General features: G+C 73.7%; 19 protein-coding genes and 3 tRNA genes. 9 read left to right on the forward strand and 13 right to left on the reverse strand.

Annotation, left to right across the window (positions count from 1 at the left end; translation table 11 throughout):
- Nucleotides 1-72: 72 nt before the first annotated feature.
- Both S1361_RS19585 and S1361_RS19590 read right to left on the reverse strand, forming a co-directional pair.
- Nucleotides 73-145: transfer RNA gene (locus tag S1361_RS19585), tRNA-Arg, on the reverse strand.
- A gap of 182 nt (nucleotides 146-327) precedes the next feature.
- Nucleotides 328-418: transfer RNA gene (locus S1361_RS19590), tRNA-Ser, on the reverse strand.
- A 188-nt stretch (nucleotides 419-606) separates the two neighbouring features.
- Between S1361_RS19590 and S1361_RS19595 the strand changes: the two genes are divergently transcribed.
- Together S1361_RS19595 and S1361_RS19600 are read left to right on the forward strand one after the other, a co-directional pair.
- Nucleotides 607-1,080, forward strand: a complete 474-nt coding sequence (locus tag S1361_RS19595; protein ID WP_208033114.1) for an SSI family serine proteinase inhibitor — start codon at nucleotides 607-609, stop codon at nucleotides 1,078-1,080.
- A gap of 272 nt (nucleotides 1,081-1,352) precedes the next feature.
- Nucleotides 1,353-6,125, forward strand: coding sequence for a PAS domain-containing protein (locus S1361_RS19600; protein ID WP_208033115.1), 4,773 nt, complete (start codon nucleotides 1,353-1,355; stop codon nucleotides 6,123-6,125).
- Nucleotides 6,126-6,225: 100 nt separating this feature from the next.
- Here S1361_RS19600 and S1361_RS19605 read toward each other — a convergent pair whose 3' ends face one another.
- Nucleotides 6,226-6,807 (reverse strand): TetR/AcrR family transcriptional regulator, encoded by a 582-nt coding sequence (locus tag S1361_RS19605; RefSeq protein ID WP_208033116.1) that lies wholly within the window; start codon nucleotides 6,805-6,807, stop codon nucleotides 6,226-6,228.
- Between the two features lie 135 nt (nucleotides 6,808-6,942).
- Here S1361_RS19605 and S1361_RS19610 point away from each other — a divergent pair, with 135 nt between their 5' ends.
- Nucleotides 6,943-8,154 (forward strand): MFS transporter, encoded by a 1,212-nt coding sequence (locus tag S1361_RS19610; protein ID WP_208033117.1) that lies wholly within the window; start codon nucleotides 6,943-6,945, stop codon nucleotides 8,152-8,154.
- Nucleotides 8,155-8,596: 442 nt separating this feature from the next.
- Here the strand turns inward: S1361_RS19610 and S1361_RS19615 are convergent, their stop codons facing one another.
- From S1361_RS19615 to S1361_RS19640, 6 genes are all read right to left on the reverse strand, one after another.
- Entirely contained in the window at nucleotides 8,597-10,252 is a 1,656-nt protein-coding gene (locus S1361_RS19615; protein WP_208033118.1) for a long-chain fatty acid--CoA ligase, read from the reverse strand.
- Between the two features lie 139 nt (nucleotides 10,253-10,391).
- A complete protein-coding gene (locus tag S1361_RS19620) occupies nucleotides 10,392-10,943 on the reverse strand; it encodes a SigE family RNA polymerase sigma factor (protein WP_208033119.1) in 552 nt (183 codons plus the stop codon).
- Nucleotides 10,944-11,091: 148 nt separating this feature from the next.
- Nucleotides 11,092-12,258, reverse strand: coding sequence for a lipid-transfer protein (locus tag S1361_RS19625; protein ID WP_208033120.1), 1,167 nt, complete (start codon nucleotides 12,256-12,258; stop codon nucleotides 11,092-11,094).
- Nucleotides 12,255-12,647, reverse strand: a complete 393-nt coding sequence (locus S1361_RS19630) for a MaoC family dehydratase (protein WP_208033121.1) — start codon at nucleotides 12,645-12,647, stop codon at nucleotides 12,255-12,257. Before S1361_RS19630 ends, S1361_RS19625 begins: the two co-directional genes overlap by 4 nt.
- A complete protein-coding gene (locus tag S1361_RS39885; protein ID WP_279577617.1) occupies nucleotides 12,644-13,549 on the reverse strand; it encodes a bifunctional MaoC family dehydratase N-terminal/OB-fold nucleic acid binding domain-containing protein in 906 nt (301 codons plus the stop codon). Before S1361_RS39885 ends, S1361_RS19630 begins: the two co-directional genes overlap by 4 nt.
- A 190-nt stretch (nucleotides 13,550-13,739) precedes the next feature.
- Nucleotides 13,740-14,045 (reverse strand): hypothetical protein, encoded by a 306-nt coding sequence (locus S1361_RS19640; protein ID WP_208033122.1) that lies wholly within the window; start codon nucleotides 14,043-14,045, stop codon nucleotides 13,740-13,742.
- A 371-nt stretch (nucleotides 14,046-14,416) separates the two neighbouring features.
- Between S1361_RS19640 and S1361_RS19645 the strand changes: the two genes are divergently transcribed.
- Entirely contained in the window at nucleotides 14,417-15,286 is an 870-nt protein-coding gene (locus S1361_RS19645; RefSeq protein WP_208033123.1) for a bifunctional DNA primase/polymerase, read from the forward strand.
- Between the two features lie 15 nt (nucleotides 15,287-15,301).
- Here the strand turns inward: S1361_RS19645 and S1361_RS19650 are convergent, their stop codons facing one another.
- Nucleotides 15,302-15,631, reverse strand: coding sequence for a helix-turn-helix transcriptional regulator (locus tag S1361_RS19650; RefSeq protein ID WP_208033124.1), 330 nt, complete (start codon nucleotides 15,629-15,631; stop codon nucleotides 15,302-15,304).
- 107 nt (nucleotides 15,632-15,738) lie between these two features.
- On the opposite strand from S1361_RS19650, the gene S1361_RS19655 reads away from it, so the two are divergent.
- Together S1361_RS19655 and S1361_RS19660 are read left to right on the forward strand one after the other, a co-directional pair.
- Complete coding sequence (locus S1361_RS19655) at nucleotides 15,739-16,140, forward strand: STAS domain-containing protein (RefSeq protein WP_243769229.1); 402 nt, start codon at nucleotides 15,739-15,741, stop codon at nucleotides 16,138-16,140.
- A gap of 283 nt (nucleotides 16,141-16,423) precedes the next feature.
- The gene (locus tag S1361_RS19660; RefSeq protein WP_208033125.1) at nucleotides 16,424-18,151 is read left to right on the forward strand and encodes a SpoIIE family protein phosphatase; all 1,728 of its coding nucleotides are present in this window, start codon (nucleotides 16,424-16,426) and stop codon (nucleotides 18,149-18,151) included.
- A 295-nt stretch (nucleotides 18,152-18,446) separates the two neighbouring features.
- Here S1361_RS19660 and arsM read toward each other — a convergent pair whose 3' ends face one another.
- Complete coding sequence (gene arsM, locus S1361_RS19665; protein WP_208033126.1) at nucleotides 18,447-19,337, reverse strand: arsenite methyltransferase; 891 nt, start codon at nucleotides 19,335-19,337, stop codon at nucleotides 18,447-18,449.
- Nucleotides 19,338-19,442: 105 nt separating this feature from the next.
- Between arsM and S1361_RS19670 the strand changes: the two genes are divergently transcribed.
- From S1361_RS19670 to S1361_RS19680, 3 genes are read left to right on the forward strand one after another with little or no spacing between them, the layout of a single operon-like run.
- Nucleotides 19,443-19,814: an ArsR/SmtB family transcription factor gene (locus tag S1361_RS19670; protein WP_208033127.1), complete on the forward strand. Its 372-nt coding sequence runs from the start codon at nucleotides 19,443-19,445 to the stop codon at nucleotides 19,812-19,814.
- Nucleotides 19,811-20,545 carry an aquaporin gene (locus S1361_RS19675; RefSeq protein ID WP_208033128.1) on the forward strand — a complete coding sequence of 245 codons (735 nt, stop codon included), beginning with the start codon at nucleotides 19,811-19,813 and terminating at the stop codon, nucleotides 20,543-20,545. The genes S1361_RS19670 and S1361_RS19675 overlap by 4 nt, the downstream gene beginning before the upstream one ends.
- A gap of 29 nt (nucleotides 20,546-20,574) precedes the next feature.
- The gene (locus S1361_RS19680; protein WP_208033129.1) at nucleotides 20,575-20,997 is read left to right on the forward strand and encodes an arsenate reductase ArsC; all 423 of its coding nucleotides are present in this window, start codon (nucleotides 20,575-20,577) and stop codon (nucleotides 20,995-20,997) included.
- Between the two features lie 132 nt (nucleotides 20,998-21,129).
- Here the strand turns inward: S1361_RS19680 and S1361_RS19685 are convergent.
- Both S1361_RS19685 and S1361_RS19690 read right to left on the reverse strand, forming a co-directional pair.
- Nucleotides 21,130-21,216 (reverse strand) — tRNA-Ser (locus S1361_RS19685).
- 85 nt (nucleotides 21,217-21,301) lie between these two features.
- On the reverse strand, nucleotides 21,302-22,732 hold the full coding sequence (locus S1361_RS19690; protein ID WP_208033130.1) for a S1C family serine protease: 1,431 nt from the start codon (nucleotides 22,730-22,732) through the stop codon (nucleotides 21,302-21,304).
- Between the last annotated feature and the right edge of the window lie 58 nt (nucleotides 22,733-22,790).

Below are 22,790 nucleotides of genomic sequence, written 5' to 3' on the forward strand. Positions count from 1 at the left end.
TTGCTCTAGTTCGCTGCTGTACGCCCCTGAAACGCAAGAGGCCCCGGAGTGATCCGGGGCCTCTAACCTGTGTGCACTCGGCAGGATTCGAACCTGCAACCTTCTGATCCGTAGTCAGATGCTCTATCCGTTAAGCTACGAGTGCTTGTTCTTTTGTTTTGTCTCCGTTCCCGGCCCTTTCGGCCCGCTCGCGGCGACAGGAAGAACATTACATGACTGCCGCCGTCATGTGAAATCCGATCTGCATACCCCTTGTGACCTGCGGAAACGTCGAGGACGGGGAGAACGACGAAGCCCCGGTCCTGGGGACCGGGGCTTCGGGTGGGGCGGAGGCGGAGGGATTTGAACCCTCGATGGGCTTTAAGGCCCAAACCGCATTAGCAGTGCGGCGCCATAGACCGGACTAGGCGACGCCTCCAGCACAACCGCTCACGCGAGCGCGCGAGTGGTGCGTGCAGATGATGACACAGGCGAGCACCGCGTCACCAATCGCCCCCCACGGTACTAGGCAGGCGGGCCGCAGGGCAAAGGGCTTCGCCGGGTGGTGCGGGAGTGGAAAGGAGCAGCCCGGCGCAACGTCTCGGCGGGAGCGGCGTTGGACCGGGCATGGTCTCTGTGCTGCCGGGCGCCGGGTGGCGCCTTCTGTGGGCGTCGTGCTCCGCCGTCGCGTCCCTCGTCCCGCTCACCGCCGTACCCGCCGCCGCGGGCGGCGCCCTGCCGCCGCCCGTGCGGCCCGAGGACGGGGCTGATCACCTCACCATCGTCGTCCGGCACGCCGGGGCGAGGTGGAACGGGAGGTACGAGGTGACCTGCCACCCCGCCGCCGGCCGGCATCCGGACGCCGCCGGGGCCTGCCGGGTGCTCGACGAGCGCACCCGGTGGGGCCGGGACCCGTTCGCGCCGGTGCCCCCCGGCACCGTCTGCACCATGCTCTACGGCGGCCCGGCCACCGCCCACGTCACCGGGACCTGGGCCGGACGCCCGGTCGACGCCTCGTACGACCGCGGCGACGGATGCGAGATCGGCCGGTGGGACCAGATGGTGCCCCTGCTGCCGAAACTGGGCGGCGGCCCGGCGTAGGGACCGGTTCAGGGAGCCGGCTCAGCGGGTGGGCTCAGGGGGCCGCGGCGTGCTTGGCGGACGCATTGGTTCCGTAAAGGTCCGGAGGAGGACTCGGGGAGCCGGACCATGCGGTCACCCGTTCGCCGTCACTTCCTCGTGGGACCTCCCTCTCATCCGGCGCCGCGAGCGCAACCCGTGCCCTTAGACTCCCTCGCGTGACACGTCGCGGGCCGGTTGGCAAGATGGCCCGAGCGGTCGGCAAGGTGCGGTAACAGGGAGGAAGGCGACTCGTGAGCAGCAGGCCATCCCGAGGCGCTGCTCGCCTCGCAGCCATACTCGACGCGCTGCCGGACGCGTTGGTCCTGGTCAACGCCAACGGAACCGTCGTCAACGCCAACACCATCGCGCTGGAGGCCTTCGAGGCGCCCGGCACGGCTCTCGTGGGGCGCGGGCTGCTCGATCTGCTGCCCGAGTTCGACTCCCGGCTGATCCCCGGCTCCATGCGGCGGCCCGATCACATGGACCCCACGGGACGGACCAAGCCGACCCGGATGGTCGCCCGGCGGACCGACGGGACCGAGTTCCCGGTCGAGGTCACCAGCGCGAACCTGGAGAACGGGCAGCAGGCGTACGACGGTTACGGCTACACCGGCGACGAGCTGCTGATGATCGTGGTCCGGGACCTGTCCGGGACCGTCGACACCGAGGCGGAGCTGGCCCGCTCGCAGCGGCAGACCGAGATGATCCTGCGGGCGGCCGCCGAAGGCGTCGTGGGCACCGACACCGACGGGCGGATCGTGCTCGTCAATCCGGCCGCCGCCCAGATACTGGGGTACCGGGCCGGTGAGCTGGGCGGCAAGGAGCTGCACACGCTGGTGCTGCACTCCCGTGCCGACGGCTCCCCCTTCCCGTACGAGGAGTCGCCGCTCGCCGACACCCTGCGCTCCGGGCGCAAGCACCGGGTGCGCGGGCAGGTGCTGTGGTCCAAGGGCGACCAGAGGGTGCCGGTCGATCTGACCACCGCGCCGGTGCGCGACGGGGACCAGCTCGTCGGCGCCGTGATGACCTTCACCGACCGGCGGCCGTTCGACGCCCTGGTGGAGGAGAAGGCCGCGCTGGAGAAGGCGCACGCCGAGGAGCTGGAACGGCTCTCCGAGGAGCACGCCTCCGACCTGACCGCACTGCGCCAGCAGCACGTCACCGAGGTCGAGGAGCTGCGCGAGAAGCACACGGAGGAGCTGGCGGCCGGCGAGGAGCGGTACGCCTCCCTCGCCGAGCGGGAGAAGGACCGGTACGAGGCGCTCGCCGGGCGGCACGAGCAGCTGGTCACGCTGCTCGGCCAGTCGCTGCGCGGTCCGCTGGACGAGCTGCGGCGCGAGCTGTCCGCGCTCGCCGCCGACGACGCCGGCCAGCTGTGGCCCGAGGCCAATCAGGTGCTGCACCACCTGTCCGCCGGGTACTCGCGGATCACGACCATGATCGACAACGTCCTCGGCTATCAGCGGCTGGACGCGGGCAGCGAGGACATCACCCGTACGAAGGTGATGCTGGACGCCGTCGTCGCCGCCGGTGTGGACGGGGCCGTCGAGCTGATCGGGCCGGGGCGCGTGCAGTTCGCCGTCCACGCCCCGCCCATCGAGGCCGAGGTCGACCCGCAGCGGCTCGCCACCGCCCTCGCGCACCTCGTCGCGGACGTCGCCGGGGTCGACGCCACCGGCAACACGCCCGTCTCGGCGGGCGGATACCTGGACAACACCGTCGTCGTGGCCGCCGCGCAGCGCGGCGAGGTCGCGCGTATCGAGGTGCGCGGGCCGTACGCCGGCGGGGACCCGGTGCACCAGCCGATCGTGCGCGGGATCGTGCGCGCCCACGGAGGCGTGCTGCAGACGCACGAGGTGCCGGGCATGAGCGGCAGCGCGTACGTGCTGGAGGTGCCGCTCGGCGGCGGGGCGGGCGCGGTCGCCGGCGACGCCCCGGGCGCGGTGCAGGCGCCGGACGGCACCGAGGGCGCCGCGGACGACTCCGGCACGGCCGAGCAGACCGCCGGGGGCGGTCGGCGGCGGGCCAGGCGGGCCTCCACGGACGCCTTCCTGGACGGTGACGTGGCCGGCGCGGGTGACGCCGGTGAGGCGGAGGCGCCCGTACCGACCGGGCGGCGCCGGCGGCGGGCCGCCGCGCCCGCCGAGGAGGCCGCGGTGGTTCCGGCCGAGGCCGCGGAGGGCGCGTCCGGCGGGACCGGGCGCCGCCGCGGGCGGCCCGCCGAGCCCGGCGGCGCCGGTGAGGACGAGGGCGTGGCCGAGGGTGCCGTGATGACCGCGGCCGAGCAGAGCGCGGGGGCCGCCGCCTCGGGTACGGGACTCGGTGGCACCGTGCCGCCGCAGGGCGTGCCCGCGCCCACGGGCCGGAGGGCCCGCCGTGACTCCGACGCCCCGCAGGCCGCCCTGCCCCCGGCCCTTCCCGCGGCCGGCGGCGAGCCAGCACCGGGCGCGCAGGTCGCTGTGGCGCAGGGTGGCGAGGCGGTCGCGGCCGAGGGTACGCAGCCGGGCGGACGGCGCCGGCGGGCGCTGGCCGCCGCGGCGGAGCGGGCCACGGCGCAGGAGGCCGGCGCACGTACGGTCTTCGCCCTGCCGCCGGCCGAGGCCGACCGCGCACCGAACGGCGCGGGCCCGGCGAGCGGTGCGGGCCCGGCGAGCGCCGCGGGCCCCGCCCTGGGTGCGGCCGTGCCGGTGGCGCCGGGTGCGAGTGCGTCTGCCGGGCCGAACGCAGGGGTTCCCGTGGCGCCGGGTGCGAATGCACCTGCCGGGCCGAACGCAGGGGTTCCCGTGGCGCCGGGCGCCGGTGGGCCGTCCGTTCCGGGCGTCGCGGGTACGGCTGCCGGCCCGCGCCCGGGAGTGGTTCCGGCTGCAGGTGGCGGGCCGCTGCCCGGTCAGGTGCAGGTGCCCGCGCAGATGCCGGTGTCCGTCGAGGGGCTCCCCGGTGACGACGGCCGGCACGACGCCGTACCGCTCGACCAGGCCGAGGACCACACCCCGCCGCAGCCGCATCCCACCAGCGCCCCGACCGGCCGGCGGCGCCGCGCCGTGGCCCAGCCGGCCGAGGCCGCGCACGCGGTGGCGCCGGGGACCGTACCCGGCCAGACCCCGTCGCAGCCGCTTCCGGCGCCGGCCGCCCCCGGCCAGATCCCGCAGACCGCGTCCGTACCGCCGGCTCCCGGCCAGGTCCCGCAGACCACGCCGGTACCGCCCGCCCCCGGCCAGGCGGCTCCCGGCATTCCCGCGCAGGGCACGGCAGGGCAGGGCATCCCCGTCCAGGCGGGTCACGTCCAGGCGGGTCCCGCGCAGGCAGGTCCCGGGCAGGTCCAGGCAGGCCCCGCTCCCGTGCTTCCCGGTGCGCAGCCCGGTGCCGCCGTTCCGGGCCAGGCTGCCGTACCCGGCCAGGGCACGCCGGCCCAGGCCGCGCCCGCGCAGGGCGCCGCGGCGCAGCCCGCGCCCGCCGCGCCGGTCCAGCAGCCGTCGGCCGTTCCCCCGCAGGGCTCCGCCGCACAGCCGGGCACCCCGCCCGCCGGTACCCCGGTGGCGGCCCCGGGTGCGCTGCCGTTGCCCGCCGAGGCCGGACAGGTGCCCGCGGGCCGGCAGGGCGGCGCCCAGGCCGTGCCGTCCGGCGGCAACCCGGCGGCCGGTGCCCCGCAGCAGTGGCCCGGCACCGGTGACGCCGCCGGCACCGCGGCTCCCACCCCGGCTCCCGGCACCCCGCTTCCCCCGGGGGACAACGGAACCGCCGTACCGGCCGCGCAGCCGTTGCCCGCCGAGGCCGTCGGCGGTGTGCCGGTCGACCCGGACTCGACGCAGGGCCGTGCGATCAGCGTGCGCACCCTCGGACAGGGTGTGCCGTTCGCGCGGCAGGCGGCCCAGGTGCAGCAGCCGACGGCGACTCCGCCGCCGCACGCGCCGGGCGGTTCCGGCCGGCGGCGCAAGCTGGGTACGCCCCCCGACCCGGCCACCCGCCCGGAGCCGCAGCCGGGCCAGGCGGCACGGCCGCACCCGCAGGCCGAACCGGCACCCGCGCAGCCGTCCCTCGGTGGGCAGGCCTCCCTCGGCGGACAGGCGCCGCTGGTCGGGCAGCCGGCGGTGGCGCAGTCCGCGCCGGCCGGTCCGGTGCCCGGGGCGCAGCCCTCGCTCGGGGGGCAGTCCCGGCCGGCCGCGGGCACCGAGGGGGCCGGGCGGTCGTACGCCATAGGCGCCCCGGAGCCCGACGCCGCCGAGGGGCCCGAGCCGCTCGACGGTCCCGGCGGGGCCGTGGAGGTGGCGGACACCCCGCGTCCGCAGCCGCTGGACGACGAGCTGCCCCCGGAGCCGCTGGACAACCCGCGCCGGCTGCTGGTGTGGCCCGCGCCGGACGTGACGACCCAGCAGGCACTGAGCGACCGTGGCTACCGGCCGGTGATCGTGCACTCGCGCGAGGAGGTCGACGCCCAGATCGCGGCCTTCCCCGCCGCGCTGTTCGTGGACCCGCTGACCGGGCCCATCACGCGGACCGCGCTGCAGTCGCTGCGCCAGGCCGCGGTGGCCGCCGAGGTGCCGGTGCTGGTCACGGCCGGGCTGGGGCAGGCGACGCGCGAGGCGGCGTACGGTGCCGATCCCGCGGTCCTGCTGAAGGCGCTGGCGCCGCGCGACAGCGAACAGCATCCTCCGCGCGTGCTGCTCATCGAGGAGCACGCGGAGATCGCGCTGGCGCTGACCTCGACGCTGGAGCGGCGCGGGATGCAGGTGGCGCGGGCCGCGAACGACAACGACGCGGTGACGCTGGCGGGGCAGTTCCGGCCGAACCTGGTGGTGATGGACCTGATGCAGGTGCACCGCCGGCGGGCCGGGATCGTGGACTGGCTGCGGGCGAACGGGCAGCTCAACCGCACCCCGCTGGTCGTCTACACGGCCGCCGTCGACCAGGCCGAGCTGCCCCGGCTGGCCTCGGGCGAGACGGTGCTGTTCCTCGCCGAGCGCTCCACCAGCGCCGAAGTGCAGACGCGGATCGTGGATCTGCTGGCCCGGGTCGGCACGAACTAGGCACCCGACCCGGACACCGGTCCCGGCCCTCCGACCCGGACAGCGGACCCGGACACCGGGCGGACACCGGTCCCGGACACCGGCACCGGGCGGGCAGTCGCTAGCGGGCGACCAGTCTGCGGGCCGCCTCCTTGATGGAGGCCCGCAGGCGGTCGCGGTCGGAGTCCCGCGTGCCGGAGAGGATCCGCCGCATCTGCGGGACCACGGCCATCCAGTTGGTCAGCGCCGTGATCAGGATCAGCAGGTCGCCGGCCGGGATGGCGTCCGTGATGACGCCCCGGGCCTGGCCGTCCTGGAGCGCGGCGACCTTGCGGGCGTAGTGGTCCTGGCGGGCCGGCTCGTCGGGCAGTTCGGCGCTGCCGTACTCGATGCCCTCCCAGAAGAGCAGGCGCAGCAGTTCGGGGTGGGTGGCGTGGTAGTCGAGGAGGCGGTCGACCCAGCCCTCGACGTCGTCGGGGTCGACGGGTACGGCCGCCGCCAGGTCGACCATGCAGGTGCCCAGGACCTTGCTGAACAGCTCCGCCTTGTTGCCGAAGTAGGCGTAGATCAGCTGCTTGTTCGCCTTGGCCTCGGCGGCGATCCGGTCGATGCGGGCGCCCGCGATGCCGTGCCGGGCGAACTCGGCGACCGCCGCGTCGAAGATGCGGGCCTTGGTGGCCTCGGGGTCCCTCACTGCTGCCATGGGGACAGGGTAGGACGCACAGCCGGCGGTAACCAACTGGTTGGTTGACGGGGAATGCCTGGGCGGTGCACCCTGTTGACGAGTTTCAACCAACCAGTTAGTTGTGTGAGTCCGCTCTAAGGAGTGCCTCCCCCCATGCCGACAGCCACCAGCACCCGCCGGGCGCCCGCGGTCCGGACATCCGCCTCCCAGCGGTCCGCCTCCGGCACCCTCTTCCTCCTGCTCATCGCCGTCTGCACCGCCGTCACGGCCGCCAACATCTATCTCGCGGCCCCGCTGCTGCCGCTGATCGCCCGCGACTTCGGCACCGTCCCCGCGGCCGTGGCCTGGATCGCCTCGGTGGCCCAGCTCGGCTACGCGGCCGGCCTGCTCTTCTTCGCCCCCCTCGGCGACCGCGTCGACCGTCGCCCGCTGGTCGCCTGGCTCTCCGTGGCCACCACGGTTGCCCTGCTCGTCGCGGCCGTCGCCCCGGGCACCGCGGCCCTGGCGGCGGCCGTGTTCGTCGCCGCCGCGGCGACCGTCGTACCGCAGCTGCTCGTCCCGCTGGTCGCCGCGCTCGCCCCGGCCGACCGGCACGCCCGCCATGTCGCGGCCGTCATCGCCGGGCTGTTCACCGGCATCGTCGCGGCCCGCGTCCTCGGCGGGCTCGCCGGGCAGGCCTTCGGCTGGCGCTGGGTGTTCGCCGGGTCCGCCGTGCTGACCCTCGCCCTGGGGCTGGCCACCGCGCTGGTCCTGCCGGCCGAACGGCGGGTGCGGCAGGGCGGGCTGTTCTCCGGCATCGCCGAGCTGCCCGGGCTGCTGCGCCGCTCGCCCGACCTGTGGCGGGCATGCCTGCGGCAGGCGGGGATGTTCGGCGCGTGGAGCGCCCTGTGGACCTCGCTGGCACTGCTGCTGACCGGGCCGGAGTACGGCCTGTCCACCGCGACCGCCGGGCTCTTCGGCCTCTTCGGGCTCACCTCCAGCGCGGTGGCGCCGCTGGCGGGCGGGCTGGTGGACCGGTTCGGCGCGGCCCGGGTCGTCGGCGCCGCGTTCGTGCTGGCCGCCGTCGCCGTACCACTGTTCTGGCTCGGCGGGCAGGTGCTGCCGGCGCTGTTCGCCGCCGCGATCGCGATCCACGCGGCCCTGGTGGCCTCCCACGTCGCCAACCAGACCCTGGCCCTGACGACGACGTCCACACCGGCCACCGCCAACACGGCCTACGTCGTCTCCGGCTTCGCCGGCGGCGCCCTCGCCTCGGCCGTCGCAGGCCCCGCCTTCGGCCACTGGGGCTGGTCCGGGGTCTGCGCGGTGGCGGGGCTGTGGCTGGTGCTGGGCTGGACGACGACGGTTCGGGGCGGCCGACGCTGACCATCCGCGGAGCCGGCGCCGAGGGCGTGTGGGGCCGGCTGACCGCGCGGCGGCCGACACCGACACGCCATGCGGCGGCCGGCACTGTCTCACCGCCGGGGCCGGCACTGTCTCACCGCCGGGGCCGGCACTGTCTCACCGCGGGGGCCGGCACTGTCTCACCGCGGGGGCCGGCACTGTCGCACCGCGAGCGCCGGCACTGTGGCACCGCTAGCACCGGCGCTGACAGCATCCGCACCGGGCACGACGCATGCAGCGGCCGGCACCGGTGTCATGCGAGTGCCGCACTGGAGCGCGCGACGGCCACCACCGGCAGCAGGCAGGGTCCGGCGCCGGCGGTGGGAGTTTTCGGCGTGACGCCAGGCGGCAGGAACATCGCTGACGGCGTGCGCCGAACGCTGGCGGCGGGGGCCGGATCCGGTCCCCGCCGCGGACGTTCCCGTCAGAGGCGGGTGACGTCCAGTCGCCCGTCCGCGTACTGCCTGCGGAGCACCTTCTTGTCGAACTTGCCCACGCTCGTCTTCGGGACCGACTCGATGACCGTCCAGCGCTCGGGCAGCTGCCACTTGGCGATGCGGCCCTCCTCGGCGAGGAAGGTGCGCAGGGTCTCGAAGTCGGCGGTCGCGCCCGGACGGAGGACGACCGTGGCCAGCGGCCGCTCGCCCCACTTCTCGTCCGGTACGGCGACCACGGCGGCCTCGGCGACGTCCGGGTGGGACATCAGCGCGTTCTCCAGCTCCACCGAGGAGATCCACTCACCGCCGGACTTGATGACGTCCTTGGCCCGGTCGGTGAGGGTGAGGAAGCCGTCGGGGGAGATGGTGCCGACGTCTCCGGTCTTCAGCCAGCCGTCCGCGCTGAACTTGTCGGCGGGGCGCAGCGGTTCGGCGTCGGGGCCGTTGTAGTAGGCGCCGGCGATCCACGGCCCGCGCACCTCCAGCTCGCCCGCCGACTCGCCGTCCCAGGGCAGGTGTTCGCCGCCGGGGCCGGTGAGGCGGCCCTCGACGCTCGCCGGGAAGCGGCCCTGGGTGAGCCGGTAGGCGAACTCCTCGTCGGTGCCGATCGCGTGGGCCGGCGGGCGGGCCACCGTGCCCAGCGGGGAGGTCTCCGTCATGCCCCAGGCGTGCCGCACCCGCATGCCGAGCCGGTCGAACGCCGCCATCAGCGAGGGCGGACAGGCCGCGCCGCCGATCGTGACCTGACCGAGGAAGGACACGTCGCGGGGGCGCGCGGTGAGCTCGCCGAGCAGGCCCTGCCAGATGGTCGGGACGGCCGCCGCGTGGCTGGGCCGCTCGTGCTCGATCATCTCGGCGAGCGGGGCCGGCTGCAGGAACCGGTCCGGCATCAGCATGTTGACGCCGGTCATGAAGGTGGCGTGCGGCAGGCCCCAGGCGTTGACGTGGAACTGCGGTACGACGACGAGCGAGGTGTCCTCGTCGGTCAGGCCCATCGACTCGGTCATGTTGACCTGCATCGAGTGCAGGTAGATCGAACGGTGGCTGTACACCACGCCCTTGGGGTCGCCGGTCGTGCCGGAGGTGTAGCACATGGCGGCGGCCTGGCGTTCGTCCAGCTCGGGCCAGTCGTAGTGGGTGGGGCGGCCCGCGATCAGGTCCTCGTACTCGTGCACCCGCGGGCCGGCGTCGGCCAGCGGGGCGCGGTCGCCGGGTCCGGTCACGACGACGTGCTCGACCGTGGGCAGCTTCGGCAGCAGCGGCGCGAGCATCGGGATGAGGGAGCCGTTGACGAGGATGACCTTGTCGGCCGCGTGGTTGACGATCCACACCAGCTGCTCGGCGGGCAGCCGCAGGTTCAGCGTGTGCAGGACGGCGCCCATGGAGGGGATGGCGAAGTACGCCTCGACGTGCTCGGCGTTGTTCCACATGAGCGTGGCCACCCGGTCGTCGCCGGTCACCCCCAGCTCGTCGCGCAGGGCGTGCGCCAGCTGCGCGGCGCGGTCGCCGATCTCGGCGTAGGTGCGCCGGTGCGGTTCGGGGTCCCCGGTCCAGGTGGTCACCCGTGAGGAGCCGTGGACCCTCGATCCGTGGGTCAGGATTCTGGAGATCAGCAGCGGTACGTCCTGCATGGTGGCCAGCACGGCGTCCTCCCGGGCGACATTGCCTACGCGGTGGTCCTACGCGGTGGTAGGGGTGCGCTGAATTCTGCGCACATACCAAGCGGTATGTCACTAGGGAGTGTGTCACTTGGAGGTCACTGTTTGCCGCGGACACCCCGGGTCAGCGGACCGGAACCAGGTCCGGGTCCTCGCGCAGTTTGCCCAGCGCTCGGGAGACCGCCGACTTCACCGTGCCCACGGACACGCCGAGCACCTCGGCGGTCTGGGCCTCGCTGAGGTCCTCGTAGTACCGCAGGACGACCATCGCCCGCTGGCGCGCCGGCAGCCGCAGGACCGCCCGCCACATGGCGTCGTGCAGTGCCTGCCGTTCGGCCGGGTCGTCGCCGCCCGGCACGGGCTCCGGCTCGGGCAGCTCGTCACAGGCGAACTCGTCCACTCTGCGCTTGCGCCACTGCGAGGTGCGGGTGTTCAGCAGCGCCCGGCGCACATAGCCGTCGAGCGCCCGCTGGTCCTCGATCCGCTCCCAGGCCACGTAGGTCTTGGCGAGCGCGGTCTGCAGCAGGTCCTCGGCGTCGCTCGGATTCGCGGTCAGCGAGCGGGCGGTGCGCAGCAGGACGGGCTGGCGGGCGCGCACGTACGACGCGAACGACGGGTAGGTCTGCCGCGCGGGAGCGGCGGCGGCCGAGGCGCTGGTGCAGACGGGTGTGGTCATGGCTCCACGCTAGGAGCGAGGCTCACCGCGGCGGATCGCCCGCAGGTCCCGAAGGCGAGTCCCCCTCAGGTTGTAGGGGTGGGGCTGTCTCCACCTCCTGAAGGTGGACTGCGGGACCGTACCGTCTGCGGGTACGCCCCTGAGGAGGTCAGCCGTCCGCCGTCAGGACCAGGCCTGATGTCGGTACCCCGGTGCCGGCCGTCACCAGGGTGCGGGCCGCCCCCGGGACCTGGTTGACGGCCGTGCCGCGCAGCTGCCGTACCGCCTCCGCGATGCCGTTCATGCCGTGCAGATACGCCTCCCCGAGCTGGCCCCCGTGGGTGTTCAGCGGCAGCCGCCGCTCGGCCACGAAGTCCGCCGCCTCGCCCCGGCCGCAGAAGCCGAACTCCTCCAGCTGCATCAGCACGAACGGGGTGAAGTGGTCGTACAGGATGCCCACGTCGACGGCGTCCGGGCCGAGTCCGCTGGTGCGCCACAGCTGCCGGGCCACCGCGCCCATCTCCGGCAGGCCGGTCAGGTCGTCCCGGTAGAAGCCGGTCATCTGCTCCTGCGCCCGGCCCGCGCCCTGGGCCGCCGCCGCGATCACGGCGGGCGGCCGCGGCAGGTCCCGGGCCCGCTCCAGGGAGGTGACGACGACGGCCTGCCCGCCGTCGGTCTCCTGGCAGCAGTCCAGCAGCCGCAGCGGTTCGGCGATCCAGCGGGAGGCGGCGTGGTCGGCGAGCGTGATCGGGCGGCCGTGGAACCAGGCGGCGGGGTTGGTGGCCGCGTACGCCCGGTCCACCACGGCCACGTGTCCGAACGCCTCCGGCGTCAGGCCGTGGGCGTGCAGATACCGCTGGGCGGCCATCGCCACCCAGGAGGCCGGGGTGAGCAGCCCGAACGGCAGCACCCAGCCGAGGGCCGCCCCCTCCGCCGACGGCTCCCGGTGCTGCACGCCCGCGCCGAACCGGCGGCCCGACCGCTCGTTGAACGCGCGGTAGCAGACCACGACCTCCGCCACGCCCGTGGCCACCGCGAGCGCCGCCTGCTGGACGGTGGCGCAGGCCGCACCGCCGCCGTAGTGCACCCGGGAGAAGAAGGACAGCTCGCCCATCCCGCAGGCCTGGGCCACGGTGATCTCCGGGCTGGTGTCCATGGTGAAGGTCACCAGCCCGTCCACGTCGGCCGGGGAGAGCCCGGCGTCGTCGAGCGCGGCCCGCACCGCCTCCACCGCCAGGCGCAGTTCGCTGCGGCCGGAGTCCTTGGAGAACTCGGTGGCCCCGATGCCGGCGATCGCCGCGCGTCCGCCGAGGGTGTCGCGACCGCGCAGGCTCATGACCCGGCCTCCGGGAGGGTGAGCGTCACCGTGCCCGTCACATGGGTGCCGAGACCGTTGGCGCCGACGACCCGGACGACGGCCGTGTTCCCGTCGGCCTCCTCGACGCTGCCGGTCAGCACCATCGTGTCCCCGGGGTGGTTGGGCGCGCCCAGCCTGATGGCGACCTTGCGGAGCACCGCCGTGGGGCCGAAGTGGTCGGTGACGTACCGGCCGACCAGGCCGTTCGTGGTCAGGATGTTCATGAAGACGTCCGGTGCGCCCTTCTGCCGGGCCAGCTCGGGGTCGTGGTGCACGTCCTGGTAGTCCCGGGAGGCGATGGCGCCCGCCACGATCAGGGTGCGGGTCACCGGGATCTCCAGCGGCGGCAGCCGGTCACCGGCCCTCACCGCTGCACCACCCGGAACACCGGTACCGTCAGCTCCTCGTCGCACCGCTGGAACTCCAGCCGCACCGGCATCCCGATGCGCACCTTGTCGTACGGCACTCCGACCACGTTGCTGACCATCCGCACCCCCTCGGCGAGTTCGATCAGACCGACCGTGTAAGGCGGATCGAAGGCCGGGAAGGGCGGGTGGTGCAGCACCACGTACGAGTAGACCGTGCCCTCGCCGCTCGCCTCCACCGTGTCCCAGTCCTGGCTGCCGCAGGCGTTGCAGCCCGGCAGCCAGGGGTGGCGCGGGGTGCCGCAGGCCGTGCAGCGCTGGATGAGGAGCCGGTGCCCGGCCACGCCCTGCCAGAAGCCGGCGTTGTCCCGGTTGACCACCGGGCGGGGGCGGCGCGGCCGGGGTGTGCGGGGCGCGGGGGCGTACTTGAGGATGCGGAAGCGGTGGGTGGCGACCGGCTCGCCGTCCACCCGGACGTCCATCCGGGTGGTGACGAAGTAGCCCGTGCCGAGCCTGGTCGTCTTGCGGCCGGAGACCTCCTCGATGACCGTGTCGAACGCGACCTCGTCGCCCGGGCGCAGGGGCCGAAGGTACTCCTGCTCGCAGTCGGTGGCCACCACGGCGGTGCAGCCCGCCGCGTCCAGCAGGCCGAGGAGTTCGTCGTACGCCCCGGTGCGGCCCCGGTGTCCGGCCAGGCCGCCCATCGTCCAGGCCTGGAGCATGGTGGGCGGGGCGATGGCGTCCGGGCCGGTGTAGGCGGGGTTGGTGTCGCCCAGCGCCTCGCACCAGTGCCGGATCATCGGCGCGTTCACCGGGTCCTTGCCGACGCCGGCGACGGCGGCCGGACGTCCCTCGAACTCCTTGAGCCGCGCGCCCAGTTCGTCGCTCAGCTGCTCCTCGCGCACCGCCACCCCCTGACTCGGAAACCATTTCTGACTGTCCGTCAGATACCTGGGGGTGTCAAGGCCGGCCACCACCGCGCGGGTCCCGCACAGACGTCTGCGCGGCGGCGCCGAGGCACCGCCGCGCAGACGTGTTGCGACCCTTGAAGCACACCCGGCGAGGGCCCTCCCCACGAGAACCCCCGCCCGAGGCTCACCGCATGGTCACGGGGACGGCGCGGACGTTGTCGTCGCCCTGCTGCACGGCCGTGAACACGGAGCCGTCGACCCGGGCGGAGTCCCTCCGGTGCGGGGCGCCGGAGGCGACCGCGTTCCGGTTCGCGGTGGATAAGTTGCCGCTGCCGTCGTCCCCGGCTCCGCCGCCGAGGACGCCCGCCGCGCCCGCGTGCGATCCGTCGTCCGGGAGGGCGCCGTCGTCCGCCGCCGCGGCCCCGGCGAAGAGGGCGGTTGCGCGTGGGAGAGGGGGGACGGCCGCGAGAACGCGGGCGGTGCTTGCCATGTTGTTCCTCCAGAACCAGGCATTCGGCGGCCCTAGGCCGATGGTGGTCGAACTGTGGTTCACGCCGAGGCGGCCGGCCGACCGCCTCGGCTCGTCGTGGACGACGTCGCGCCTCCAGGGTTGCCCACCGAATCGGTGGCGAACCACCACAGAAGCCGAGATTCGCACGCAAGCGTGATGACAAGTCGATAAACCCCTTTCACCGACTCCGGTCACTTCCGTCACGGAAGCGGGGCCGGTACGGATGCCCGACCGTCCAAGCGACACAAGGGATGAAACGTTCCGGCACACCTCCGGCCCGCCCGCTCCTGCAGCGGCATACACCCCCTTCCGCCCTTCCCTTTTTCGAACGTACGTACGAATATAGAGGCATGGCCACCACCGACCGGCAGGCCACGACGCTGGCCCTCGCGCACGCCCTGTCAGCCGCCGAACGCGGCCTGGCCGTCATCCCGCTGTCCCGGACGAAGCTCCCGGCGCTGCGCTCCCCGCACCGCGACGATCCGGTCCCGGGACGCCCCTGCCACGGCGAGTGCGGACGCTTCGGCCACGGCGTGTACGACGCCTCCACCGACCCCGTCCGCATCCGCGAGCTGTTCGCCGCCGCGCCCTGGGCCACCGGCTACGGCATCGCCTGCGGACTGCCCCCGTACCACCTGATCGGCGTCGACCTGGACACCAAGTCCTGCACGGACTCCTCGGCCGCCCTGCGCGAACTGGCCCTGCGCCACCTGTTCACGATCCCGGAGACGGTCGTCGTCCTCACCCCGAGCGGCGGCCGCCACCTGTGGCTGACCGGGCCACCGGACACCGTCGTACCGAACTCGGCCGGCCGCCTCGCCCCCGGCATCGACATCCGGGGCGCCGGCGGCTACCTCGTCGGCCCCGGCTCCCGCACCGACCACGGCGTGTACACCGCCGTCCCCGGCACCGCGCACCTGGCCCCGGCCGCCTGCCCGCCGTCCCTGCTCCGCCTGCTGCTGCCCCCGCCGCGTCCCCACCAGCCGGCGCCGCCCGCCGCCGGCGACCACGGCCGGGGCCTGGTCCACTTCGTCCTGACCGCCCACGAGGGCCAGCGCAACACCCGCCTGTTCTGGGCGGCCTGCCGCGCCTACGAGAACGGCATCGGCCCCGCCCTGGTGGCCCCCCTCACCGAGGCCGCTCTGCACACCGGTCTGACCGAGCGCGAGGCCCGCGCGACGATAGCCTCGGCGGCCCGCATGACGGGCCACCACCCGTGAAACCCCGGGCCGGGACTACTGGGCGACCGGGTTCTGGACGCGCTCGGTCTCGTCCTGCACGAGCAGGGAGAGCAGAGAGGCCACGGAGAGGCCGGCTTCCGCCGGATGACGCAGCACCTTGTCCGGCTCGATGCGGTAGGTGTTCGTGCGCCCGTCACGGGTGTGGGAGAGATAACCGTCCTGCTCCAGATCGGAGATGATCCGCTGGACGGCGCGCTCCGTGAGCCGGCAGCGGGCGGCGATGTCGCGGATCCGGACGTTCGGGTTGTCGGCGATGGCCGCGAGGACACGCGCGTGGTTGGTGATGAACGTCCATCCGGTGTGAGGTTCGGGCACTCCAACCATGCCCAGCATTTTAGGGGACACCATTGCCGGAAACCAGTTACGTGACATACTTTTCGCGTATTCGCTGGCCTACTCACTCGACGAAGAGCCGTGGAAGGAGCCCGAAGGTGTCCTGGGACGAAGCCATCATGCCGAGGCTCACGAGCGACGCCGGTGGGACGCGGTGGCCGGACCAGGCCGGCGGACGCGCCCCGGAGGCGTCGGTGACCCAGTACGAACGAGGCGATGCCTGGGTCGTCGCCGCTCACGGCTCCTACGACATGCACTCGATCCCGCCTCTGACGGACGCACTGGACGCCGCCGCCAAGGAGCATCCACTCGTGGTCCTGGACGCCTCCGGTGTCGTCTTCGCGGACTCGGCGTTTCTCAACCTGCTGATCCTCACCCACCAGACGGGCACCCTGCGCGTGGCCGCACCGACACGGCAGCTGCGGCGGCTCTTCGAGATCACCGGAGTCGACACGGTTCTGGACGTACGGGAGACGGTGGACGAGGCCGCCGCCTGCTGAGTCCCGCACCGAACCGGATGGCGCCGGACGGGGGCGACGGCTGCAGATGCCCGGCCCGCCGCGTCGGTGCTGCTCCAGGGCATACGACACCCTCCCGGCCCCTGCGGGGGCGGTCCTGGAGCCGTCCGTGTGGGACACCTTGCCCGAGGAGCCCGTATCCGGACCGCCGGACACGAGGTCGGATGCGTTCCGCGGGGGCACACGGGAAAGAAAGCGGGAGGACGTCCGGCGGTGCTCGTACCACGGCACCGAGGACGGGACTCGATGTTCCGGAGGCGAGGACATGACGGAGCCGAAGACCGACGAGACCGGTCCTGGTCGGTCGCCGGGAGTTCCCGACGCCGGGCTCACCGGCGCACTGGACGCCATCGGGGCCGGCGCCTACCTCGCCGACGAGCAGGGCCGTATCGTCGCCGTCAACTCCCTCGCCGAGCAGCTGCTGAAGCGGCCCGCCGAAGACCTGATCGGCCAGGACGCTCACGAGCTGCTGCACCGCGGGCCCCAGGGCCAGCCGCTGCCCACCACCCGGTGCAGCATGCGGCAGGCGTTCCACGCCAGGCACCCGGCACAGGCCGAGGAGGACTACTTCGCCCGTGCCGACGGCTCCCTCCTGCGCATCTCCTGGCTGATCGCGCCCTACGCCGTCGACGGCCCCGGAGCCGGCACACTCGTGGTCTTCCACACGCCTGAGGCGGCGCACAGCACCGGACCGCACCAGGAGCAGGCCACCGAGCGGATGAGCGATCTGGAGCGGCTGGCCCTGCTGGCCGAGACCACCACACAGCTGACCTCCACCTTCGATGTCGACGAGGCACAGCGCCGGCTGGTGGGCCTGGTCGTGCCCCGGCTGGCGGACTGGGTCGTCATCGACCTGATCACCGAGCGCGACGAGGTGTGGCGCACCACCGTGGTCCAGGCCGACGGCGACACGCTGGTGCGCCACGAAGATCTGCAGGGGCCCATGCCGCCGGTCCCCCAGGAGTCCCCGATGCCCCTTTCCCGGGCTCTGCGCGGCGTCGCCTCCACCCTGGCGGGGCCCGAGACCTACCAGGGCGCCCCCGACTCCGGGATAGCCGTGGAGCAGCGCCGCCTGTTCGACGCCACCGGCATCCACTCCGCGGCCATCGCCCCCCTCCGCAGCACCCGCGAAGTCCTGGGGGCCCTCACCCTCGGCCGTGCCGCGAAGCCGGGCAACTTCACCACCGCCGACCTGCCGCTGATCGAGGACATCGCGCGCCGCGCCGGTGTCGCCCTGGACAACGCCCGCCTCTACCAGCGCCAGCGTGCGGTCGCCGAGACCATGCAGAACCACCTGCTGCCCCAGATGCCGAGCGTGCCCGGTCTGCAGATGACCGTCCGCTACCTGCCCGCCCCCGACGCCTCACAGGTCGGCGGCGACTGGTACGACGCCTTCACCCTGTCCGACGGGGCCACCGCGCTGGCCATCGGCGACGTCGTCGGCCACGACCTGGAGGCCGCGGCCGGCATGGCCCAGCTGCGCAACATGCTCCGCGCCTACGCCTGGTCCCAGCGGGAACCCGCCAGCCGGATCGTCGAACGCCTCGACGAGGCGGTCATGCCGATCACCGACGTCACCATGGCCACGCTCATCTTCGCCCGGGTGACCGAGACGGACGACGGACACTGGCAGCTGTCCTGGACCAACGCCGGCCACCCCCCGCCCCTGCTCATCGACCAGAACGGACTGGCCCACTACCTCACGGACGGCCATGGACTCCTGCTGGGCACCGGAGTCTCCGCGCCCCGCTCCGACGCCACCACGCTGCTGCCGCCCGGATCCACCCTGCTGCTGTACACCGACGGCCTCATCGAAGCTCCCGGCCAGACCCTGGACGAGGGCCTCCACCGGCTCCGGCAGCACGCCGCCGCCCTCGCCCACCGCCCCCTGCCGTCCTTCACCGACCAGCTCCTGCGCCGCGTCCAGCCACCCGGCATCGACGACGTCGCCCTCCTCGCCGTCCGCACACCACCGCGAGAGCACACCGGCTGAGACGGGTGCCATGCAGGTGGGACGGCCTCGGGCCGCTGGAGGAGACCCCTGCAATGGGACGGGCCTCGGGCGGCGGGACAGGTCGCCCTGCAATGAGGCGGGTCTCGGGCGGCGGGACGGGCCCCCCGCGATGAGACCGGGCACGGACGGCGGAACAGGTCCCCCCGCAGAAGGGGCGCGGCCCGGAACCGGGACGTCCCCGGCCGTACGACGGCACGCCGGCCGGCTCGGCCGGTGTACGACTGCCGACCCGTCGGCCTCCCCCCTCACCCACTGCGCGGAGGCGGTGGGGCCGTCAGCTCCGGCAGCCGCAGCCGCTCGCGGCCTTCGCCTCGGCGACGGTGGTCGACGGATCGGCGGCCTGCTCGCCGGAGGTGCAACAGGCGGTCACACCGCAGCAGGCGGCGGATGCGGAGGAGCCGTCCGTCCCGGTGGCACCGGCGGGCTTGACGGCGCGGACGACGGCCGAGTGCATGCCGTCGGCAACCGGGTGGGCGGCAGTGATCTCGACGTCCGTGAAGCCGGCCGCCTCAAGTCCCTGACGGTATTCGGCGAACGACAGGGCACCGGCGATGCAGCCGACGTGGTCGCCGCGCTCGGCGCGCTGCTCGGTGGTGAGGGTGTCGTCGGCGACGACGTCGGAGACGCCGATGCGACCGCCGGGCCTCAGGACGCGGAAGGCCTCGGCGAACACGGCCGCCTTGTCCGTCGACAGGTTGATCACGCAGTTCGAGATCACCACGTCGACGGTGTTCGCGGGCAGCGGGACGGACTCGATGGTGCCCTTCAGGAACTCGACGTTCGCCGCGCCCGCCTTCTCGGCGTTGGCCAGGGCCAGGGCCAGCATCTCGTCGGTCATGTCCACCCCGTACGCCTTGCCGGTGGGGCCGACGCGGCGGGCCGAGAGCAGGACGTCGATGCCACCGCCCGAGCCCAGGTCGAGGACGCGTTCGCCCGCACGCAGGTCCGCGACGGCGGTCGGGTTGCCGCAGCCGAGTGACGCGGCAACCGCCTCGGCGGGCAGGGCGTCGCGCTCGTCGGCGGCGTACAGCGTCGAACCGAAGTTCTCGTCGACCTCGACCGGCTCGGGCCCGCAACAGCCGGCGCCGCCCTCGGTCACCTTCACGGCCGCCGCGGCGTAGCGCCGACGGACGGTTTCACGGAGGTCGGTGGACTGCTCGTTCATGACTCACTCCCAGGGGACGGGGGCATGGCGGTGCCCCGAACGGCCTGTATCGACGTTCATTGATGCAACCTTGCGCCTTGGATCGGAAAACGTCAACATAGAGGCATGTCGAAACAAGGGCTTGAGGTGCTCGGGCAGGAAGCCGCCTGCTGCGCGGGGCTGTCCACGCCGCTGGACGAGGACCGGGCGGCCGAGCTGGCGAAGGTGTTCAAGGCTCTGGGCGACCCGGTGCGGCTCCGGCTGATGTCGATGATCGCCTCGCGTGGTGAGGACGGCGAGGTCTGCGTCTGCGAGCTGACGCCGGCCTTCACGCTGTCCCAGCCGACGATCTCCCACCACCTCAAGCTGCTCCGGCAGGCCGGGCTCATCGACTGCGAGCGGCGCGGGACCTGGGTGTACTACCGGGTGCTGCCCGGCGTCCTGGACCGGCTCGCCGCATTCCTGACCGCGCCGCAGACCGCCGGAGCCACCGCGTGACCGCGCCCCTGGGCCGACGGCTCGCCGCCGAAGCCGTCGGAACCGGGGTGCTGGTGGCAGTGGTGGTCGGCTCCGGCATCCAGGCCGCCGAGCTGTCGCGCGACGCGGGCGTGCAGCTGCTCGCCAACTCCCTCGCCACCGTCCTCGGTCTGGGCGTGCTGATCGCCGTGCTCGGGCCGGTCTCCGGCGCGCACTTCAACCCGGCCGTCACCCTCGCCGCCTGGTTCACCGGCCGCCGCTCGACCGACGGCCTCACCCTGCGGGACGTGGCCGCGTACGTGCCCGCACAGATCGCCGGAGCCGTCGGCGGGGCGGTCCTGGCCGACGCCATGTTCGGCAAGCCACTGGTCGAGTGGTCCACGCACGACCGGTCCGCGCCCCACCTGTGGCTCGGTGAGGTGGTCGCCACGGCCGGGCTGATCCTGCTGGTCCTCGGGCTCGACCGCATCGGCAACGCCTCCCTCGCACCGGTGGCCGTGGCCTCGTACATCGGGGCCGCCTACTGGTTCACCTCCTCCACCTCCTTCGCGAACCCGGCAGTGACCATCGGCCGGGCCTTCACCGACACCTTCGCCGGCATCGCCCCCGCCTCCGTCGCCCCCTTCGTCGCGGCCCAATCGGTCGGCGCCGCACTCGGGTTGGGCGCCGTCATCGCGGTGTACGGCCGTCCCGCTCCCACCGGGGACGACGTCGTCGTCCCGCACGGCGAACCCGGACTCGCCTCCTCCTGACCCGCTCCACTCCCCGAAAGACGCCTGCCATGAGCACCCCGACCCCGCGCCCCTCGGTCCTGTTCGTCTGCGTCCACAACGCCGGCCGCTCCCAGATGGGCGCCGCGTTCCTGACCCACCTGGGCGGTGACCGGCTGGAGGTCCGCTCGGCCGGTTCGGCCCCCGCCGACACGGTCAACCCCGCCGTCGTCCAGGCGATGGCGGAGCTCGGCATCGACATCTCCGCCGAGACCCCCAAGATCCTCACCACCGAGGCAGTGCAGTCCTCGGACGTGGTGATCACGATGGGCTGTGGGGACACCTGTCCGGTCTTCCCCGGCAAGCGGTACCTGGACTGGCAGCTGGACGACCCGGCAGGCCGGGGCGTCGATGCGGTACGACCCATCCGGGACGAGATCGAAAAGCGCGTGCGCGGCCTGCTCACGGAACTCGGCATCCCGACGGCGGCATGAGAGCGGCGGCCGGCGCATCTCCCGACGACGCCGTTGATCCCGACGCCCGGATCCCGGTGACGGACGCACACGCCGAAGGGGTGCCTCTCGCGAGAGAGGCACCCCTTCTGGCCTGCATGTTTACGACCTGTGCGGAGGCGGTGGGATTTGAACCCACGGTGACATCGCTGCCACGACGGTTTTCAAGACCGTTCCCTTCGGCCGCTCGGGCACGCCTCCCCGCGCCGCCGGAGATCGACGGCGCGGGTACAGATTACCGGCCCGCCGCCGGATCGCGGGGCGGTGGTTGCCGTACGGGGGCGGGTCAGTTGTCGCCTTCGCGTGCGCCCAGCGTCAGTTGCACCGTGTGCTCCTGGCCGCCCCGCTTGTAGGTGATCGTGACCTTGTCGCCCGGCTTGTGCGTCCAGATCTCGCCGATCAGGGTCGGGCCGCTGTCGATCACGTGGTCGTCGAGCTTGGTGATGACGTCGCCGGGCTTGAGGCCGGCCTTGTCCGCCGGGCCGCCCGACTCGACCGCTGCGGAGCCGGCCGTGCCCTGGTCGGTGATCTGGGCGCCGGCGGAGGAGTTCTCCAGGGAGACGGACGCGCCGATCTTGGCGTACACCGGCTTGCCGGTCTTGATCAGCTGCTGGGCGACGTACTTGGCCTGGTTGATCGGGATGGCGAAGCCCAGGCCGATCGAGCCCGACTGGCCGGAGCCGAAGCCGCCGCTTCCGGAGGACTGGATCGCGGAGTTGATGCCGATGACCGCGCCGGAGGCGTCCAGCAGCGGGCCGCCGGAGTTGCCCGGGTTGATCGACGCGTCGGTCTGCAGCGCGCTCATGTACGACGCCTTGCTGGAGGAGCTGCCGTCGCTGGAGGCCACCGGGCGGTTCTTGGCGCTGATGATGCCGGTGGTCACCGTGTTGGACAGCCCGAAGGGGGCGCCGATGGCGATGGTCTCGTCGCCGACGGCCACCTTGTCGGAGTCGCCGAGGGCGAGCGGCTTGAGGTCGGAGGGGGCGTTCTTCAGCTTGATGACCGCCACGTCGTAGCCCTGCGCGTGGCCGACGATCTCGGCGTCGTACTTCCTGCCGTTCGGGAAGGTGGCCGTCAGCTTGCCACCGTCCACGGCGTCCGCCACCACGTGGTTGTTGGTGACGATGTGGCCCTGGGTGTCGAAGACGAAGCCGGTGCCCGTGCCGCCCTCGCCGTTGTTGCTCTCCGCCTCGATGGTGACCGTGCTGGGCAGCGCCCTGGCGGCCACGCCCGCGATCGTCCCCGGTGCGCGCTTGATCTGGGCGGCGCCGGTGTCGGAGGAGACGGTGGTGGAGCCGCGGTCGTCCCGGTCCTTGGCCAGGGTGTAGCCGAGGCCGCCGCCCAGGCCGCCCGCGACCAGCGCGGCCACCAGGACCGCCGCCACCAGGCCGCCGCGTCCGCTGCTCGGCTTGGGGGCGGGCTGCTGGTAGGAGGCGCCCCAGCCGGCGCCCGGGCCGCCGGGGCCGCCGTCGCCGTAGGCCGGGGTGGCCGGCGGTGGGGGCCAGGAGCCGTCGGGGGCCGGGCCGGGCTGGTACGCCGGACCGTGGCCGGACGCGGCCGAGGCCGCGGGGGTCTCCGGGGGGACGGGAGGGAGGGGGGCCGTCGGTGCGTTCGCCTCGGGCACGTGGCCCTGCGGGGAAGCGGTGGGAGAGGCCATCGGCACGGGAGGTGCGGACGGCGCCGGGGGTACCGCGTTGCCCTCGTTCTCGGTGCTCACAGGTCTTCTCCTCGGTCCACGCCTGTTGTCGTCGGTCGCACTGGTCGCACTGCTCTGC

This window comes from Streptomyces cyanogenus (assembly GCF_017526105.1).
In the GTDB taxonomy this organism is placed as follows: domain Bacteria; phylum Actinomycetota; class Actinomycetes; order Streptomycetales; family Streptomycetaceae; genus Streptomyces; species Streptomyces cyanogenus.

Coding starts and splice junctions, on each gene's coding strand:
- S1361_RS19645 (WP_208033123.1), top strand. CDS start 14,417: ATGGCCACCACCGACCGGCAGGCCACGACGCTGGCCCTCGCGCACGCC.
- arsM (WP_208033126.1), bottom strand. CDS start 19,337: ATGAACGAGCAGTCCACCGACCTCCGTGAAACCGTCCGTCGGCGCTAC.
- S1361_RS19595 (WP_208033114.1), top strand. CDS start 607: ATGGTCTCTGTGCTGCCGGGCGCCGGGTGGCGCCTTCTGTGGGCGTCG.
- S1361_RS19620 (WP_208033119.1), bottom strand. CDS start 10,943: ATGACCACACCCGTCTGCACCAGCGCCTCGGCCGCCGCCGCTCCCGCG.
- S1361_RS19610 (WP_208033117.1), top strand. CDS start 6,943: ATGCCGACAGCCACCAGCACCCGCCGGGCGCCCGCGGTCCGGACATCC.
- S1361_RS19680 (WP_208033129.1), top strand. CDS start 20,575: ATGAGCACCCCGACCCCGCGCCCCTCGGTCCTGTTCGTCTGCGTCCAC.
- S1361_RS19670 (WP_208033127.1), top strand. CDS start 19,443: ATGTCGAAACAAGGGCTTGAGGTGCTCGGGCAGGAAGCCGCCTGCTGC.
- S1361_RS19660 (WP_208033125.1), top strand. CDS start 16,424: ATGACGGAGCCGAAGACCGACGAGACCGGTCCTGGTCGGTCGCCGGGA.
- S1361_RS19650 (WP_208033124.1), bottom strand. CDS start 15,631: ATGGTTGGAGTGCCCGAACCTCACACCGGATGGACGTTCATCACCAAC.
- S1361_RS19640 (WP_208033122.1), bottom strand. CDS start 14,045: ATGGCAAGCACCGCCCGCGTTCTCGCGGCCGTCCCCCCTCTCCCACGC.
- S1361_RS19625 (WP_208033120.1), bottom strand. CDS start 12,258: ATGAGCCTGCGCGGTCGCGACACCCTCGGCGGACGCGCGGCGATCGCC.
- S1361_RS19605 (WP_208033116.1), bottom strand. CDS start 6,807: ATGGCAGCAGTGAGGGACCCCGAGGCCACCAAGGCCCGCATCTTCGAC.